General features: G+C 71.2%; 12 protein-coding genes and 1 tRNA gene. 5 read left to right on the forward strand and 8 right to left on the reverse strand.

Annotated elements, in window-relative coordinates:
* Window positions 1-9: 9 nt before the first annotated feature.
* On the forward strand, window positions 10-639 hold the full coding sequence (locus LG278_RS01065) for an aminodeoxychorismate/anthranilate synthase component II (RefSeq protein ID WP_404390072.1): 630 nt from the start codon (window positions 10-12) through the stop codon (window positions 637-639).
* A gap of 266 nt (window positions 640-905) precedes the next feature.
* Here LG278_RS01065 and pknB read toward each other — a convergent pair whose 3' ends face one another.
* Genes pknB through LG278_RS01095 form a run of 6 tightly spaced genes read right to left on the reverse strand, consistent with a single transcriptional unit; the run spans window position 906 to window position 8,656 of the window.
* Window positions 906-2,885, reverse strand: coding sequence for a Stk1 family PASTA domain-containing Ser/Thr kinase (gene pknB, locus LG278_RS01070; RefSeq protein WP_404390074.1), 1,980 nt, complete (start codon window positions 2,883-2,885; stop codon window positions 906-908).
* A gap of 25 nt (window positions 2,886-2,910) precedes the next feature.
* The gene (locus tag LG278_RS01075) at window positions 2,911-4,368 is read right to left on the reverse strand and encodes a peptidoglycan D,D-transpeptidase FtsI family protein (RefSeq protein ID WP_404390076.1); all 1,458 of its coding nucleotides are present in this window, start codon (window positions 4,366-4,368) and stop codon (window positions 2,911-2,913) included.
* Window positions 4,365-5,762, reverse strand: coding sequence for an FtsW/RodA/SpoVE family cell cycle protein (locus tag LG278_RS01080; protein ID WP_404390078.1), 1,398 nt, complete (start codon window positions 5,760-5,762; stop codon window positions 4,365-4,367). The genes LG278_RS01075 and LG278_RS01080 overlap by 4 nt, the downstream gene beginning before the upstream one ends.
* Entirely contained in the window at window positions 5,759-7,258 is a 1,500-nt protein-coding gene (locus tag LG278_RS01085; protein WP_404390080.1) for a PP2C family protein-serine/threonine phosphatase, read from the reverse strand. The genes LG278_RS01080 and LG278_RS01085 overlap by 4 nt, the downstream gene beginning before the upstream one ends.
* Window positions 7,259-7,261: 3 nt before the next feature.
* Window positions 7,262-7,876, reverse strand: a complete 615-nt coding sequence (locus LG278_RS01090; protein ID WP_404390082.1) for an FHA domain-containing protein — start codon at window positions 7,874-7,876, stop codon at window positions 7,262-7,264.
* 3 nt (window positions 7,877-7,879) lie between these two features.
* A complete protein-coding gene (locus tag LG278_RS01095; RefSeq protein WP_404390083.1) occupies window positions 7,880-8,656 on the reverse strand; it encodes an FhaA domain-containing protein in 777 nt (258 codons plus the stop codon).
* A 278-nt stretch (window positions 8,657-8,934) separates the two neighbouring features.
* Here LG278_RS01095 and LG278_RS01100 point away from each other — a divergent pair, with 278 nt between their 5' ends.
* Complete coding sequence (locus tag LG278_RS01100; protein WP_404390085.1) at window positions 8,935-10,581, forward strand: MinD/ParA family protein; 1,647 nt, start codon at window positions 8,935-8,937, stop codon at window positions 10,579-10,581.
* Between the two features lie 7 nt (window positions 10,582-10,588).
* Window positions 10,589-11,416, forward strand: coding sequence for an NAD-dependent epimerase/dehydratase family protein (locus LG278_RS01105; protein WP_404390087.1), 828 nt, complete (start codon window positions 10,589-10,591; stop codon window positions 11,414-11,416).
* 17 nt (window positions 11,417-11,433) lie between these two features.
* Here LG278_RS01105 and LG278_RS01110 read toward each other — a convergent pair whose 3' ends face one another.
* Entirely contained in the window at window positions 11,434-11,907 is a 474-nt protein-coding gene (locus LG278_RS01110; RefSeq protein WP_404390089.1) for a MarR family winged helix-turn-helix transcriptional regulator, read from the reverse strand.
* A gap of 148 nt (window positions 11,908-12,055) precedes the next feature.
* Here LG278_RS01110 and LG278_RS01115 point away from each other — a divergent pair.
* A tRNA-Leu gene (locus tag LG278_RS01115) sits at window positions 12,056-12,138 on the forward strand.
* A gap of 244 nt (window positions 12,139-12,382) precedes the next feature.
* Here LG278_RS01115 and LG278_RS01120 read toward each other — a convergent pair.
* On the reverse strand, window positions 12,383-13,330 hold the full coding sequence (locus LG278_RS01120) for an NAD(P)-dependent alcohol dehydrogenase (RefSeq protein WP_404390091.1): 948 nt from the start codon (window positions 13,328-13,330) through the stop codon (window positions 12,383-12,385).
* A gap of 82 nt (window positions 13,331-13,412) precedes the next feature.
* Between LG278_RS01120 and LG278_RS01125 the strand changes: the two genes are divergently transcribed.
* Entirely contained in the window at window positions 13,413-14,057 is a 645-nt protein-coding gene (locus LG278_RS01125) for a TetR/AcrR family transcriptional regulator (protein ID WP_404390093.1), read from the forward strand.
* Window positions 14,058-14,204 lie beyond the last annotated feature (147 nt).

Consider the following 14,204-nt stretch of genomic DNA (forward strand, 5'->3'; position numbering starts at 1 on the left):
GAGAGCCAGATGACCCGCATCCTCGTCGTCGACAACTACGACAGCTTCGTCTACACGATCGTCGGCTACCTCGAGCAGCTCGGTGCCGACTGCACCGTGGTGCGCAACGACGCCGTGGCACCCGAGGAGGCCGCGGCATACGACGGCGTCCTCGTCTCTCCCGGCCCGGGCACGCCCGAGGAGGCGGGGGTTTCGATGGCGATCATCGAGGAGTGCGCCCGCCTCGCCAAGCCGATGTTCGGCGTCTGCCTCGGTCACCAGGCGCTCGGCGTCGTCTGCGGCGCGACCGTCGACCGCGCACCCGAGCTGCTGCACGGCAAGACCTCCCTCGTGCACCACGACGGCACCGGCGTGCTCGACGGACTGGCCGACCCCTTCACGGCGACGCGCTACCACTCCCTGACCATCGAGCCGGCGACGATGCCCGACGAGCTGGTGGCCACGGGGCACACCGACTCCGGGCTCGTCATGGCGGTGCGCCACCGCGACCTGCCGCTCCACGGGGTGCAGTTCCACCCCGAGAGCGTGCTGACCGAGGGCGGCCACCGCATGCTCGCCAACTTCCTCGCGATGTGCGGCGACGCCGACGCCGTGGCGCGCTCCGAGGGCCTCAGCCCCCTCGTCACCGCCGCCGTCTGACCGCGAGGCCGCGGAGGAGGACCCAGACGTCGGGAAGTGGGCACTCGACTCATCCCTCACTGTCGAGTGCTCAGTTCCCGACGGCTCGGGCCCGGCCTCGGGGCTGGTGGGGGTGTCGGGAAGTGGGCACTCGACTCATCCCTCCCAGTCGAGTGCTCAGTTCCCGACGGCTCAGGTCCGGTCTACGGCCTGTTTGGGTGTGGCTACCTGTCGGGAAGTGGGCACTCGACTCATCCCTCACTGTCGAGTGCCCACCGTCCTGAACGTCAGTCGTCGGTCGTCGGCGGGGCCGTGGCGGGGTCGGTCGTCGGGGGAGCGGGCTCCGTCGTGGGCGGAGGCGTTGCCGTCTCCGTCACGGTCACCGTCGGGATCGGCGTCTCCTTGGCCTTGGCGACCTTGACGGCGATGTCGCTGCCGGCCTTGACGACCGCGCCCTCGCGGGCCACCTCGAGCACCGTGCCCGGCGTCTTGTCGGACTCGACGTCCTCGCGCACCGGGTTGACTCCGGCATCGTTGAGGGTGGACGCGGCGATGGCCCAGTCGCGGCCGACGAGGCCCTCGGGCACCTGCACGTTGCCGGTTGCGTAGAAGACCTTGATGGAGCTGCCCTGAGCCAGCTGGGAGTTGGCGGGCGGGTCGGTCTTGGTCACCTTGTCCTTGGCCTGGTCGGGGCTGTTCTCCTCGACGAAATCCGAGACCTTGAAGCCAGCCTCCTCGAGGGCCTTCTGCGCATCGTTCTTGTCGAAGCCCGTCACATCGGGCACGGCGCCGTTGTCAGGACCGCGCGACACCACGAAGCGGATCGTCGAGCTCTCGGGGACCTGAGCCCCGGCGGCCGGATCCTGCGAGATGACGTCGCCCTCTGGCACGGTGGTGCTCGCCGCGCTCGATTTCTGCCCCTGGAGGTTGGCGGTGCGCAGGGTGCTGAGCGCGGTCTCCTCGTCCATGCCGGTGATGCGCGGCACCGAGACGTTGACGACCTCGGTGGTCTGGTTGCTGAACCACGTGGCGGCGCCCCAACCGATGAGGCCGAGCACGAGGAGGGCGAGCACGGCGATGAGCGCGGTGCGCTTGCCGCTGCCGCGCTGCTCCTCCTCGTCGACACCCGCGGGCAGACCCGTCCCGGTGAGCGCGGGCTGCACCGCGGTCGGGGTGCCGGCGACGGCATACGACGCCGGAAGGGTCTGGGTGGCCGCGGCACCGACGGCGGCACCGGTGGCGAGGGCTGCGGCGCTGATCGGGCGGCCGAGCCTGACGTTCTCGAGGTCGACGCGGAAGGCCGCGGCGTCCTGATAGCGCACCTCGCGATCCTTCTCCAACGCGTGGAGGGTGACGGCGTCGAGGTCACCGCCGACCGCGTCGTTCCACACGCTCGGTGGCTGGGGCAGCTCGCCGACGTGCTGGTAGGCGATGGCGACCGGGGAGTCGCCCACGAAGGGCGGCCGGCCGGCGAGCAGCTCGAAGAGCAGGCAGCCGGTGGAGTAGAGGTCGGAGCGCGCGTCGACGGTCTGGCCCTGGGCCTGCTCCGGGGAGAGGTACTGGGCCGTGCCGACGACCGACTGGGTCTGGGTCATCGTGGCCGCCGTGTCGGCGATCGCGCGGGCGATGCCGAAGTCCATGACCTTGATGGCGCCGGTGCTCGTCACCATGACGTTGGCGGGCTTGATGTCGCGGTGCACGATGCCCATGCGGTGGCTGTAGGCGAGGGCGTCGAGGATGCTCTCGGTGGCGAGGATCGCGTCGCCCGGCTCGAACTGGTGGCGCGCCGACAGCTGCTGGCGCAGCGTCTCGCCGTCGACGTACTCCATCACCATGTAGGGCAGCGTCGTCGTCGTGCCACCCGGGCCCTCGACCTTCGTCTCGTCCTCACCGGAGTCGAAGATCGCGACGATCGACGGGTGGTTGAGGCCGGCCGCCGACTGCGCCTCGCGGCGGAAGCGCATGAGGAAGTTCGCGTCGCGCGCGAGGTCGGAGCGCAGGATCTTGATGGCGACCTGGCGACCGAGCCGATTGTCGTGCCCGAGGTGCACGTCGGCCATGCCGCCGCGACCGATGAGCTTGCCGACCTCGTAGCGTCCGCCGAGGATCCGGGGAGGGGTGACCAGGCCGGCGCCCTCTCCCGCATCGACCGACGTCGGCTCGTCGGAGCCCTGCGGCGTGGTCGCCGGGCCTGATCCCGTGTCGCCGCGGTCTGCGGGCGGTCCTGTCGGACCGCCGGGCAGTGCCTGCGTCTCGTCGTGGCTCATGGTGCATGGACCTTCCGGTTGGACATCACTGGAGCACCGCCTGCATCACGGCCTTGGCGATCGGTGCGGCCACGCGGCCACCGCCGACCTCGCTGCCGGTGACACCGCCGTCCTCGACGACGACGGCGACGGCGACCTGGGGGTCGTTGGCCGGCGCAAAGCTGATGAACCAGGCATGCGGCGGCTTCTTGGGATCGTGCTGGGCGGTGCCGGTCTTGCCGGCCACCTCGACGCCCGGGATGGCCGCCCGGACGCCGCTGCCGTTGTCGACGACCGAGACCATCATCTTCGTGAGGGTCGACGCCGTCTCGGGGGAGGTCGCCTGCGACAGCTCGACCGGGTCGGGGGTCGACTCGATGATGTCGAGGTTGGCGCTGCGCACCGAGTCGATGAGGTAGGGCGTCATCACGCGGCCCTGGTTGGCGATGCCGGCGGCCACCATCGCCATCTGCAGCGGCGTCGACTTGACCTCGTACTGCCCGATGGCCGACTGCGCCGCTTGGGGTGCGTTGAGGTCGGCCGGCACCGTGCTCGTCGAGACGCGCATGGGGATGGTCAGCGAGTCGCCGAAGCCGAACTTCGCGGCCTGGGCGCGCAGCTGCTCGCCGCCGAGCTCGAGGCCGAGCGAGCCGAAGGCCGTGTTGCACGAGATCTCGAGAGCCCGGATGAGCGTGGTCTTGTCGTTGGGCCCGCAGGGCCGACGGTTCTCGTTGGGCAGGGTCGCGCTCGTCAGCGGCAGGTCGAGCACGGCGGGTCCGGGCACCTCGGAGTTCTCGTCGCTCAGCAGCCCGGTCTCGAGGGCTGCGGCGGCCGTGACGACCTTGAAGGTCGACCCCGGCGGGTAGAGCTGGTTGATGGTGCGGTTGAGGTAGGGCTTGGCAGGGTCGCTCGAGAGCTTCTCCCACGCGTTGGCGGCCTTGCCCAGGTCGTGGCTCGAGATCGGGTTGGGGTCGTACTGCGGGTGGCTGACCATCGCGAGGATCGCGCCGGTCTTGGGGTCGAGAGCCACGACGGCGCCCTTGCTGGCGCCGAGGGCGTCGTCGGCCGCCTTCTGCGCCTTGGGGTCGATCGTCAGCTCCAGCGTTGCCCCGGCCGTGCGGCGTCCGGTGAGCAGGTCGGTCACGCGCCGGACGAAGAGGGTGTCGGAGTCGCCCGAGAGCAGGTCGTCGGAGGCGTGCTCGAGACCGTAGGGAGCCCCCACCTGGTAGGAGTAGAAGCCCGTGACCTGCGAGTAGAGGTCGCCCTGGGGATACGTGCGCAGGAAGCGGTACTGGTCGTCGACCGGCACGGACTTCGCGATCGGCTGGCCCCCGACGATGATCGAGCCGCGCTCGCGCGAGTAGTTGTCGAGCAGGGTGCGCTTGTTGGCGGCCATCGAGCCGAGCGTCTTGACCTGCGCGAACTGCACGACCGTCGCCGCGACGAGCAGGGCCGTGAAGAGCGCGGCGATGAGGACCGAGATGCGGCGGATGGGGGTGTTCACGTCATCCTCACCACCTGGGTGACCTCGGCGGGCGACGGGTCGTCGGAGGCGATGCCAACCGGCATCTCGGGCATCGGCCGACGGGCCTGGTCGGAGATGCGCAGCAAGAGGGCGACGATGACCCAGTTGGCGAGCAGCGAGGAGCCGCCGAGCGACATGAACGGCGTCGTGAGGCCGGTCAGCGGGATGACCCGGGTGACGCCGCCGATGACGATGAAGAGCTGGAAGGCCACCGAGAAGGTCAGGCCGACGGCGAGCAGCTTGCCGAACCCGTCACGCACGCCGAGCGCGGTGCGGATGCCGCGCTCGCAGAAGATGAGGTAGAGCACGATGATGCCGACCGACCCGAAGAGGCCGAGCTCCTCGCCGAGGCTCGAGAAGATGAAGTCGCTCTCGGCGAAGGAGGTGAGCCACGGCCGGCCGGCGCCGAGCCCGGTGCCGGTGAGACCGCCCGAGGCCATCCCCCACAGGCCGTTGGCCAGCTGGTTGGAGCGCTCGAGGTTGTCGGGCGAGAAGGGGTCGAGCCAGAGGTCGACGCGCTTCTGGAAGTGGGTGAAGGCCGACAGCGCGAAGGCCACGGCCAGACCGAAGAGCAGCAGACCGATGGCGATCCACGACACCCGCTCGGTGGCGACGTAGAGCATCGCGACGAAGAGGCCGAAGAAGAGCAGCGCCGAGCCGAGGTCCTTCTGGAAGACGAGGATGAGCACCGCCAGCAGCCACGCGACGAGGATCGGCCCGAGGTCGCGACCTCGTGGGAAGGTGAAGCCGAGCACGCGCTTGCCGGCGAGCGAGAGCACGTCTCGCGTCTGCACGAGGTAGCCGGCGAAGAAGATCGCGAGGGCGATCTTGGCGAACTCGCCCGGCTGGAAGTTGAGAGGCCCGAGGCTGATCCAGATCTGCGAGCCGTTGATGGTCTGCCCGAGGCCGGGCACGAGCGGCAGCAGGAGCAGCACGAAGCCGACGGCCATCGACACGTAGGTGTAGCGGCGCAGCAGCCGGTGGTCGCGCAGCACGACGATGACCGCGATGGCGAGCGCGACGGCGAGCGCGGTCCAGATGATCTGGCGGTAGGCGTCGCCGTCGGTGCCGAGCTTGCCGCGCGCGAGGTCGAGGCGGTGGATCATGACGAGTCCGAAGCCGTTGAGCACCGTGACGATCGGCAGCAGCACGGGGTCGGCGTAGGCGGCCTTCCAGCGCAGCACGAGGTGCACGGCGAGCGCGAGCACCGTGAAGCCGCCCGCGATCGGGATGATGTTGGCCGGCACGGTGCCGTTGCGGTTGAGGTCGGTCGTCACCCAGGCGAGCAGCACGATGCCGATGGCGAGGATGAGCAGCAGCAGCTCGGCGTTGCGCCGCGTGCGCGGCATCAGCTGCTCGACGGTGGTTGTCATGACGTCATCCCCTTGAGCGCCGGCTGCGCATCCTGACCGCCCGCCGCGACGGGCGGCGGCGTCAGGGGCGTGCTCGGCAGCAGCGGGGTGGTCATCGTCGGCACCGGCAGGCTCGGCAGCAGGGTGCTCGGCAACGACGTGGTCGGTATGCCGGTGCCCGGGGTCAGCGGGGTCGTGGCACCGGGCGTGGGCGTCGTCGCGGACGGCGTGGGTGCCGGGGTCGTGCCGCACGGCGTGCCGGTCACCGCCATGAGCTGGCAGCGGATGGCCTCGACGCGCAGCTGCTGCACCTTGGCCTCGGCGTCGGCCAGGTCGCGCGCCGGGATCGTGCGCTCCACCGACCCCTGCACGTCGACGGGCAGGTCGGACACGGCGACGTCGCTCTGGATCTCGACCTGCGAGAGGCTGATCGGCCCGAGGTCCTGTGACACCCCGCGGAAGATCGCGACGCTGCCCGCCTCGGCGGCGACGTAGAACTGGCGCTGGGACCAGGCCCAGGCGGCATACCCCCCGGCGGCGAGCACGGCCACGATGACGACGGCTCCGGCCACCCGACGGATGATGCGCGAGCGGCGCGAGCGCGGGGCCTGCTCGGCGAGCTCGACCTCGTCATCGGCGTCCGCGGCGGCGCCACGGCCGGTCGCCTCGCGCGACAGGGCTGCCGCCTTGGCCGCCGGTGATGTCGGGATGGGGCGGGTCTGGGTGCGCAGGCTGCGGCTGGCAGCGGCCCCGACGACCTGCGGCACGGTCGGGGGCAGGTCGTCACCGTCGGCGTCGACGACGTCGGCCACGATGACGGTGACGTTGTCGCGGGTGCTCGCCTTGAGGGCCACCTCGATGCAGCGCTCGGCGGCGTCGGCGGGCGTGGCGGCCTCGCGCAGAATCTCCTCGATGACGTCGGCCCCGACGAAGTCCGACAGCCCGTCGGAGCACAGCAGGAAGCGGTCGCCGATCTTGGCCTCGCGCAGCGACGTGTCGGGCTCGTCGTCGGGCTGACCGGTCATGACGCGGGTGACGACCGAGCGCTGCGGGTGGTGGCCGGCCTCCTCCTTGGAGATGCGGCCTTCGTCGACGAGCTGCTGCACGAAGGAGTGGTCCTTGGTGATCTGGCTGAAGGTGTCGCCGCGCAGCATGAAGGCGCGCGAGTCGCCGATGTGGGCCATCGCGAGCTTGTTGCCCGTGCGGAGCATGACGATCGTCGTGCTGCCCATGCCGGTGAGGTCGGCGTTGTCGCGCATCGCGGTCGTCAGCTTGGTGTTGGCGCTGCGCAGCGCGTCCTCGAGCAGCCCGATCGCCTGGTCGGCGGTGACGTCCTCGGCGTCGAGGGGAGCGAGCTCCCCGACGATCATCGAGCTCGCGACGTCGCCCGCGGCGTGCCCGCCCATGCCGTCGGCGAGCACGAGGAGGTTGGGGCCGGCATACCCCGAGTCCTCGTTGCGGGCCTTGGGCCCGAGGCCGAGGTCGGAGCGCGCGGCGTAGCGCAGGGCGATGGCCACCGCTCAGCCCCGGAGCTCGAGGACGGTCTTGCCGATGCGCAGGGTGGTGCCGATCTCGACCGGGCGTGCGGAGGTGAGCTTGTCGCGGCCCATGAAGGTGCCGTTGGTCGAGCCGAGGTCCTCGACGACCCAGCCGCCACGGTTGGTCGGGTCGGGATAGATGCGGCAGTGCCGGCCCGACGCGTAGTCGTCGTCGAGCACGAGGGCGCACTCGGGGTTGCGGCCGATGAGCAGCCCGCCGCTGCGCAGCGGCAGCGTCGTGCCGGTGAGCGGGCCCTCGGTGACGACGAGGGTCGTCGGCACACCCTTGCCGCGGCCCCGACCCCACCGGGGGGCGGGCGCGCCGTCGGCGGCGGGCGCGCTCACGGGAGCGGGTGCGGGGGCGGGTGCACCGGCAGCACCGGCCGCGACACCGCCGGCCCCGACCGCTGCTGCCTGGGGCGTGCGGGCGGCCTTGCGCTGCTCCTTGGCCTCGCGCTTGGCGGCCTTGCGCTGCCCGCGCCGGCTCACCGAGGTGCCGTAGAGGTCCGTGCGCAGCACGGCGACGACGCTGAAGATGAAGATCCACAGCAGCGCGAGCAGACCCAGCCGCAGCAGGGTGAGGGTGAGCTCACTCATCCGTCACCGCCGCCCGGCACGGAACGTGGCCGACGTGCGGCCGAGGGTGACGCGGTCACCGTCCTGCAGGCGCTGGCTCGTGATGCGGTCTCCGTTGACGAACGTTCCGTTGGTGGAGTTGAGGTCACGGATGGACGTGATGAGGTGCGGGCCGTCGGTCGTCACGCGGATCTCGCTGTGCCGCCGTGAGACTCCCGGGTCGTCGACGACGATGTCGGCGGTGTCGTCACGGCCGAGCGTCGTCAGGCTGCCGAGCAGGGGGTAGCGGTCGCCGCCGATGTCGAGCCACGGGCGCGACGACGGGTTGGTGCGCGGGGCCGGGCGCGGAGCCACCGGCCGCTCGTCGACGGCCGTGCCGGTGCTGGCGCGCGGCGCCGCGACCTGCGCCTGCGGTGACTCCTGGCCCCCACGCTTGGACGTCGCGGGACGCACGCGGAAGACGCCCGTCTCGAGACCCTCGCCCTCGATGAGGTTGACCTCGAGGGGGCCGTGCGGCTGGTAACCCTGCGAGTCGGCGTGCTCCTGGGCCGCGGCGACGAGGTCCTCGGACAGCTCGTCCTCGTAGTCGCCGAGGCGCTCGTAGTCGGTCTCGCTGAGCTCGATCGTGTAGAGGTTGGGCACCATGGCGCGCCCGTGGCCGAGCAGCGCGGCCCGGTCGTCCATCGCGCGCCGGATCGCCGACGCGATCTCGACCGGCTGCACCTCGGACTTGAACGCCTTGGCGAAGGCACCATGAACAGCCTTGGCGAGCCCGTGCTCGACTCGGTTGATGATCCCCACCGTGGTGCTCCTTCTCCCTCTGGGCGCTTCATCGTAACGGGCGGGGCAGCCGGGAGCTCCCACCGACAAGCCCGCAGGACGGCATACCTGCTCGGCGGTGCGGCGGTCTGTGCCCCGGCTGTGGAGGGAGGCGGGCGGGGCTCGCGCCCGCGGGCAGCGGGTTTGATGCGAGCGGCAGTCGTGGGACGATCACTCGGGTGCCCGCAACCGGGGTGGCCGGCTCAGGTCAGGTCCGCGGTGGGCCCGGCAGAGCTGCGGCAGACGGCAAGGAGGGCTCGATGAGCAAGGACGAGACGGGGAGCGACGAGGCCCGGGGCCTGCCCGGCTACCCGGCCAACAACTCGATCCCCAGCGGCTTCGCGCTGCCCATCCCGATGGCACCCGCGCCGGAGCACCTCGACGAGCCCGAGCCCGCCGACCCGTGGTCGTCGACCTGGGAGGACACCTCGTGGCACGTCAACGCCGACAGCGACGAGAGCACCAACGACGCGCCCGTGGCGGATGACGTCGACCTCACGGCCGCAGGCACTGCGAGCGCCGACGGCACGGACTGGACCGACTCCTACGAGTTCGGCGGGGAGTATGCCGCCGACTACGGCCAGCTCGCCCGGCACGACGACTCCGCCGGTGTCGTTACGAGCGGAACGAGCGGCATCAACGGCCACAGCACGACCGAGCCGGCGACGAACTGGGAGTCCTGGGCGTCGCCCGGCGACTCGACCGAGGGGGACACGCACGTGAGCACGAGCCACTGGGCCGACCGACAGCACGACGCCGACGTCTCCGACGCGTCGCAGGAGGAGTACTCCGGCTGGACGCCCGCCGGCTACGCCTCCGACGACGTGGCGCCGACGATCGACTCCACCGACCACACAGCAGCACAGCAGGCGTATGCCGCCCGGCCGGCTGTCGATCCCGACGTGGCCGCCGCGTCGGCCGAGTCAGCCTCCGTCAGCGAACCGTCGGCCTACGACGCAGCCCCGGCCTCCCGCGGCGGCAGCTCCGACCGGCCGAGCGCCGAGGACCTCATCACGGCCCGCTCCAAGGGCGAGCGCCAGAAGGTCAAGGCCAACTCGGGGCTGCGCAAGGCCTTCGGCCTCGGCCCGAGCGTCAAGGAGCTGCTCGAGCGCGACCGGGTCGACCGCATCGCCCGACCGCTCAACGGGCGCAAGACGATCATGGTCATCAACACCAAGGGCGGCGGCGGCAAGACGCTCGTCACGATGATGCTCGCGAGCTACCTCGGGCGCTACCGCTCGGGCTCCGTGCTCGCGTGGGACAACAACGAGACCGAGGGCACGCTCGGCATGCGTGCTCCGTCGCAGCCGCACCACCGCACGGTCGTCGACCTGCTCGCCGCGCTGCCGCAGATCGCGCGGGACCCCAACGCCGGCACGAGCGAGCTCGAGCACTGGGTGCGCGAGCAGCGCGGCCTGAGCTTCGACGTGCTGGCCTCGGCCGACGACGACGAGGCGATGCGCATCATCGGCGAGCAGGAGTTCGAGGACCTGCACTCGCAGCTGTCCCGCTTCTATCGGATGATCGTCGTCGACACCGGCAACAACCGCCTCTCGCCCAACTGGCTGGCGGCGGCGGCCCGAGCCGACCTGCTCGTCTTCGCCACCTCGCTCAAGGACGACACGTCTGTCGTCGCGGCCAAGAACCTCGACGCGCTCGTGACGATGGGCCGGGGGGACCTCGTGCGCAACGCCGTCTGCGTCATCTCGCACACCTCGGCCAAGGGCAACGACGTCGGTGCGGGCGTGCACACCCGTGAGCACTTCGAGCAGTGGGTGCGCGCGGTCGTCGACATCCCCTACGACCCGATGCTCTCACCGGGCCTGCACCTCGACCCGCTCAAGATCGCCAAGAAGACGCACGAGGCGTGCATGGAGATGGCGGCTGTCGTCGTCGACGGCCTCTGAGCGATCCGTGGCGCTCATCGCCCTGACCGGCGCTGCCGGTCGCATCGGCACGGCCATCCGGCCGCTGCTGCTCGAGGCCGGGCACTCGCTCGTGCTGTGCGACGCGGTCGAGGTGTCAGGTGTGATGCCGGGCGAGCGGGTGGTGCGTGCCGACCTGCGCGACATCGAGGCGCACGTAGCCGCCTTCGCGGGGGCCGACCTCGTCGTGCACCTCGGCGGTCTGGCCGACGAGCGTCCCTGGCCCGACCTGCTCGCGGTCAACATCGACGGCACCCGCGCGGTGTGCGAGGCGACCCGACTGGCCGGCGTCGGCCGACTGCTGCTGGCCAGCTCCGTGCACGCGGCGGGCTACCTGCCTGCTGACTCGACCGCAGCCCGCAACGGCATGCCGCTGCCGGCCCCCGACACGTACTACGGCGTGAGCAAGGCGGCGGTGGAGGCTCTCGGCGGGCTCTATGCCGGGCGCTTCGCGATGACGGTTGTCAGCGCGCGCATCATGGCGTTCACCGGTTGCCCCGACGGGCCCTACTGCCTGCAGTGGTGGCTCTCGGCGCCCGACATGACGCGGCTCGTGCTCGCGACGTTGACGACGGAGGCGGTCGGGCACCACGTCGTCTGGGGTGTGTCGCGCAACACTCGGTGCCGGGTCGATCTGCGTCCAGGACTCGTCATCGGCTACGACCCGCAGGACGACGCCGAGGTCCACGCCGAGTTCCACGCCGCCGGGATCGAAACCCAGGATCCGGCCGGCTCACCCGGTCTGCTCGGTGGCGTCTTCGCCGATGACGCCTACCTGCTCGGGGAGCCGCACGGGGGCTCGGCCGGGCGACCCTAGCGGCGCTCGGTGGCGCGTCAGGACTGCTGGGCGAACTCGCGGTAGGCCGCCGCAGCCGCCTCGAGGTAGCGCTGGATGGCCGCGCGCTCGGTCGGCGTGAAGTCCTGCGACACCTCGTCGAGGCGGTCGAGCAGGTCGGCGAGCTGGCGGCGCACCTCGGCCTTGGCGGTCTCGGTCGGCACGAGCCGCACGCGGCGCCGGTCGTCCGGGTGGCGCTCGCGCAGCACGTGACCGGCCGCCTCGAGGCGGTCGATGAGGTCGGTCGTCGCTGCGGGAGTGATGCCGAGGCGAGAGCTCAGCTCTCCGGGCCCGAGCTGCTCGACGGCATACGCGATGTGACTCATGGCAGCGAGGTCGGTGGGGTGCATCGTCATGCGACGGGCGAGGGCGGCCGAGGCCTCGGAGCCGGCGGTGGCGAGGTCCCGCAGCGCCGTCGTCTCCGGGGCATGCGTGGGCCGCCCGGAGGCGCCACTGCTTGACGGACCTTCCATCCGACGATTCTATGGCGCTGCCAATGGCCGCGATCGCCTGACGATCAGAGCCGCAGGGGCGCGGACCGTGGTGACCGCCATGGGGCGTCTTCGGGCCTGGCCGGTTTGGCGATCGGGCGCGGCATACAGCAGACTGTGTGCCTGTCACGCGCGAGTGGCGGAATGGCAGACGCGCTGGCTTCAGGTGCCAGTGTCCGAAAGGGCGTGGGGGTTCAAATCCCCCCTCGCGCACGCGATGACGAAGGGCCCCAGTTCATGGAACTGGGGCCCTTGCGCTGTCGTGGGGCCCTTCGTCATCGCGTATGGACAGGCGGATTTGGGAGGAGTCGGAGCGAAGCGGAGGCGACGGTTCCCCCCTCGCGCCCCCGCGACGCGCAGGATCGGATCACATGCGCAGGTCGTCCGGGCCCGGTGGGGTCGAGGCGCGATCGTCGCAGCGTCGGCTGCGCCGCGGTGCGTGCGGTGGTGTGCGCGCTCAGGGGTGGACGATGACGTTGCCGACCTTGTGCCCGGAGTCGACGCGCTCGTGGGCCGCCACGATCTGGTCGAGGTCGAACGTGGCATCGACGACCACGGTCAACGCGCGCTCGGCCACGAGCTCGAGCAGCAGCTGTGCGTCCTCGGCGCGCTCGGGTGCGGGTCCGGCCTTGACCCGGCCCCGGGCGCCGATCGTCTGCCACAGGTCGGCGACCGCGAGCAGCAGCACCCCGCCCGGCTTGAGCAGGCGCCTGCCCGACGAGATCGAGACGTTGCCGACCGTGTCGAGCACCACGTCGAAGCGTTCGGTCACCTCGGCCAGGGGCGTCAGCGCGTAGTCGAGGACGCTGTCGGCACCGAGCTCCTTGACGAGCTGGGCGTTGCCCCCGCTGCAGACGCCCGTGACGGTCGCGCCGAAGTGCGACGCGAGCTGCACCGCGTTGGTGCCGATGGCTCCGGAGGCGCCGTTGACGAGCACGGTCTGGCCAGAGCGCACCGCGGCCTTGTCGCGCAGATAGCAGAGCGCGGTCGTCCCGCCGAAGAGCACTCCCGCCGCCTCGTCGTGCGTCACCTCCGGGGGCTTGAGGACGAGGCGCTTCGCCTTGACGGCCACGAGCTCGGCGTGGGCGCCCATCGAGACGCCCGTCATGCCGCACACCTGATCGCCGACGGCGAGGCCGGTCACCTCAGGCCCCACCGCCTCGACCACCCCGGAGAACGAACCGCCGAGGACCGGGTGCCTCGGGCGGAACGGCCCGAAGACCAGTCGGGCGAAGGGAGCGAAGCCCTTCGGGAAACGCGCACCCCGGATGCGGGAGTCGGCGACGGTCACCGCGGCTGCGGCCACTCGGACGAGCACCTCGTCGGGGCGTGGCGACGGCGCCGGCACCTCGGTCACGTGGACCACGGCCGGCGGGCCGAAGCGATCGTTGACGGCGGCTCTCATGATGACTCCCTTACATCTGTAAGTCTGCGTTGCGACTACGGTAGCCTTACACCCGTAAGTTCCACAAGACCCCCGAGGTGCCATGACCGACCGCCCCGCCCTGAGTCGCCAGCGCATCATCGACGCGGCGTCCCGGGTCGCCGACGACCGCGGGCTCGCTGGGGTGAGCATGCGCAACGTCGGCACGGAGCTCGGCGTCGAGGCGATGTCGCTCTACCACCACATCTCCGGCAAGGACGACCTGCTCGACGGCCTGGCCGACTGGGTCTTCACCGGCATCGAGCTGCCCGATCTCGACCAGCCGTGGCGACCGGCGATGGTCGCGCGCGCCACCTCCTCGCGCAGCCGCCTCGCGTCGCACCCCTGGGCCCTCGGCCTCATCGAGTCACGCCGCAACCCGGGCCCCGCGCTCCTGCACCACCACGACACCGTCCTCGGCTGCCTGCGCACCAACAGCTTCAGCGTCGAGCTCGCGGCGCACGCCTTCTCGGCGATCGACGCCTACGTCTACGGCTTCGTGCTCACCGAGCTCAATTTGCCCATGGATGCCGGTGAGGGAGCCGACGAGCTGGTGGCCGAGATGAGCCTGCCGACCGACACCTACCCCCACCTCGCAGAGATGATGACCGAGCAGGTCCTCGGCAAGAGCTACTCCTACGGCGACGAGTTCGACTTCGGCCTCAGCCTTATCCTCGACGGACTCGAGGAGAAGCTCGGCGACGGCTGAGCGGGTGTTCGCGGGGGACCCGTTGCGGGTATAGACGGGTCGTGCCTCGGGGGCACGGGCGGCACTGTGCCGCCCACGCGATGCGGCCACCACCGCACACGTTCCCGTACCATTCCTGCTGACGAAGGCCTCCGAGATGTCGAACGA

This window comes from Humibacillus xanthopallidus, assembly GCF_044793955.1.
GTDB lineage: Bacteria > Actinomycetota > Actinomycetes > Actinomycetales > Dermatophilaceae > Humibacillus > Humibacillus xanthopallidus_C.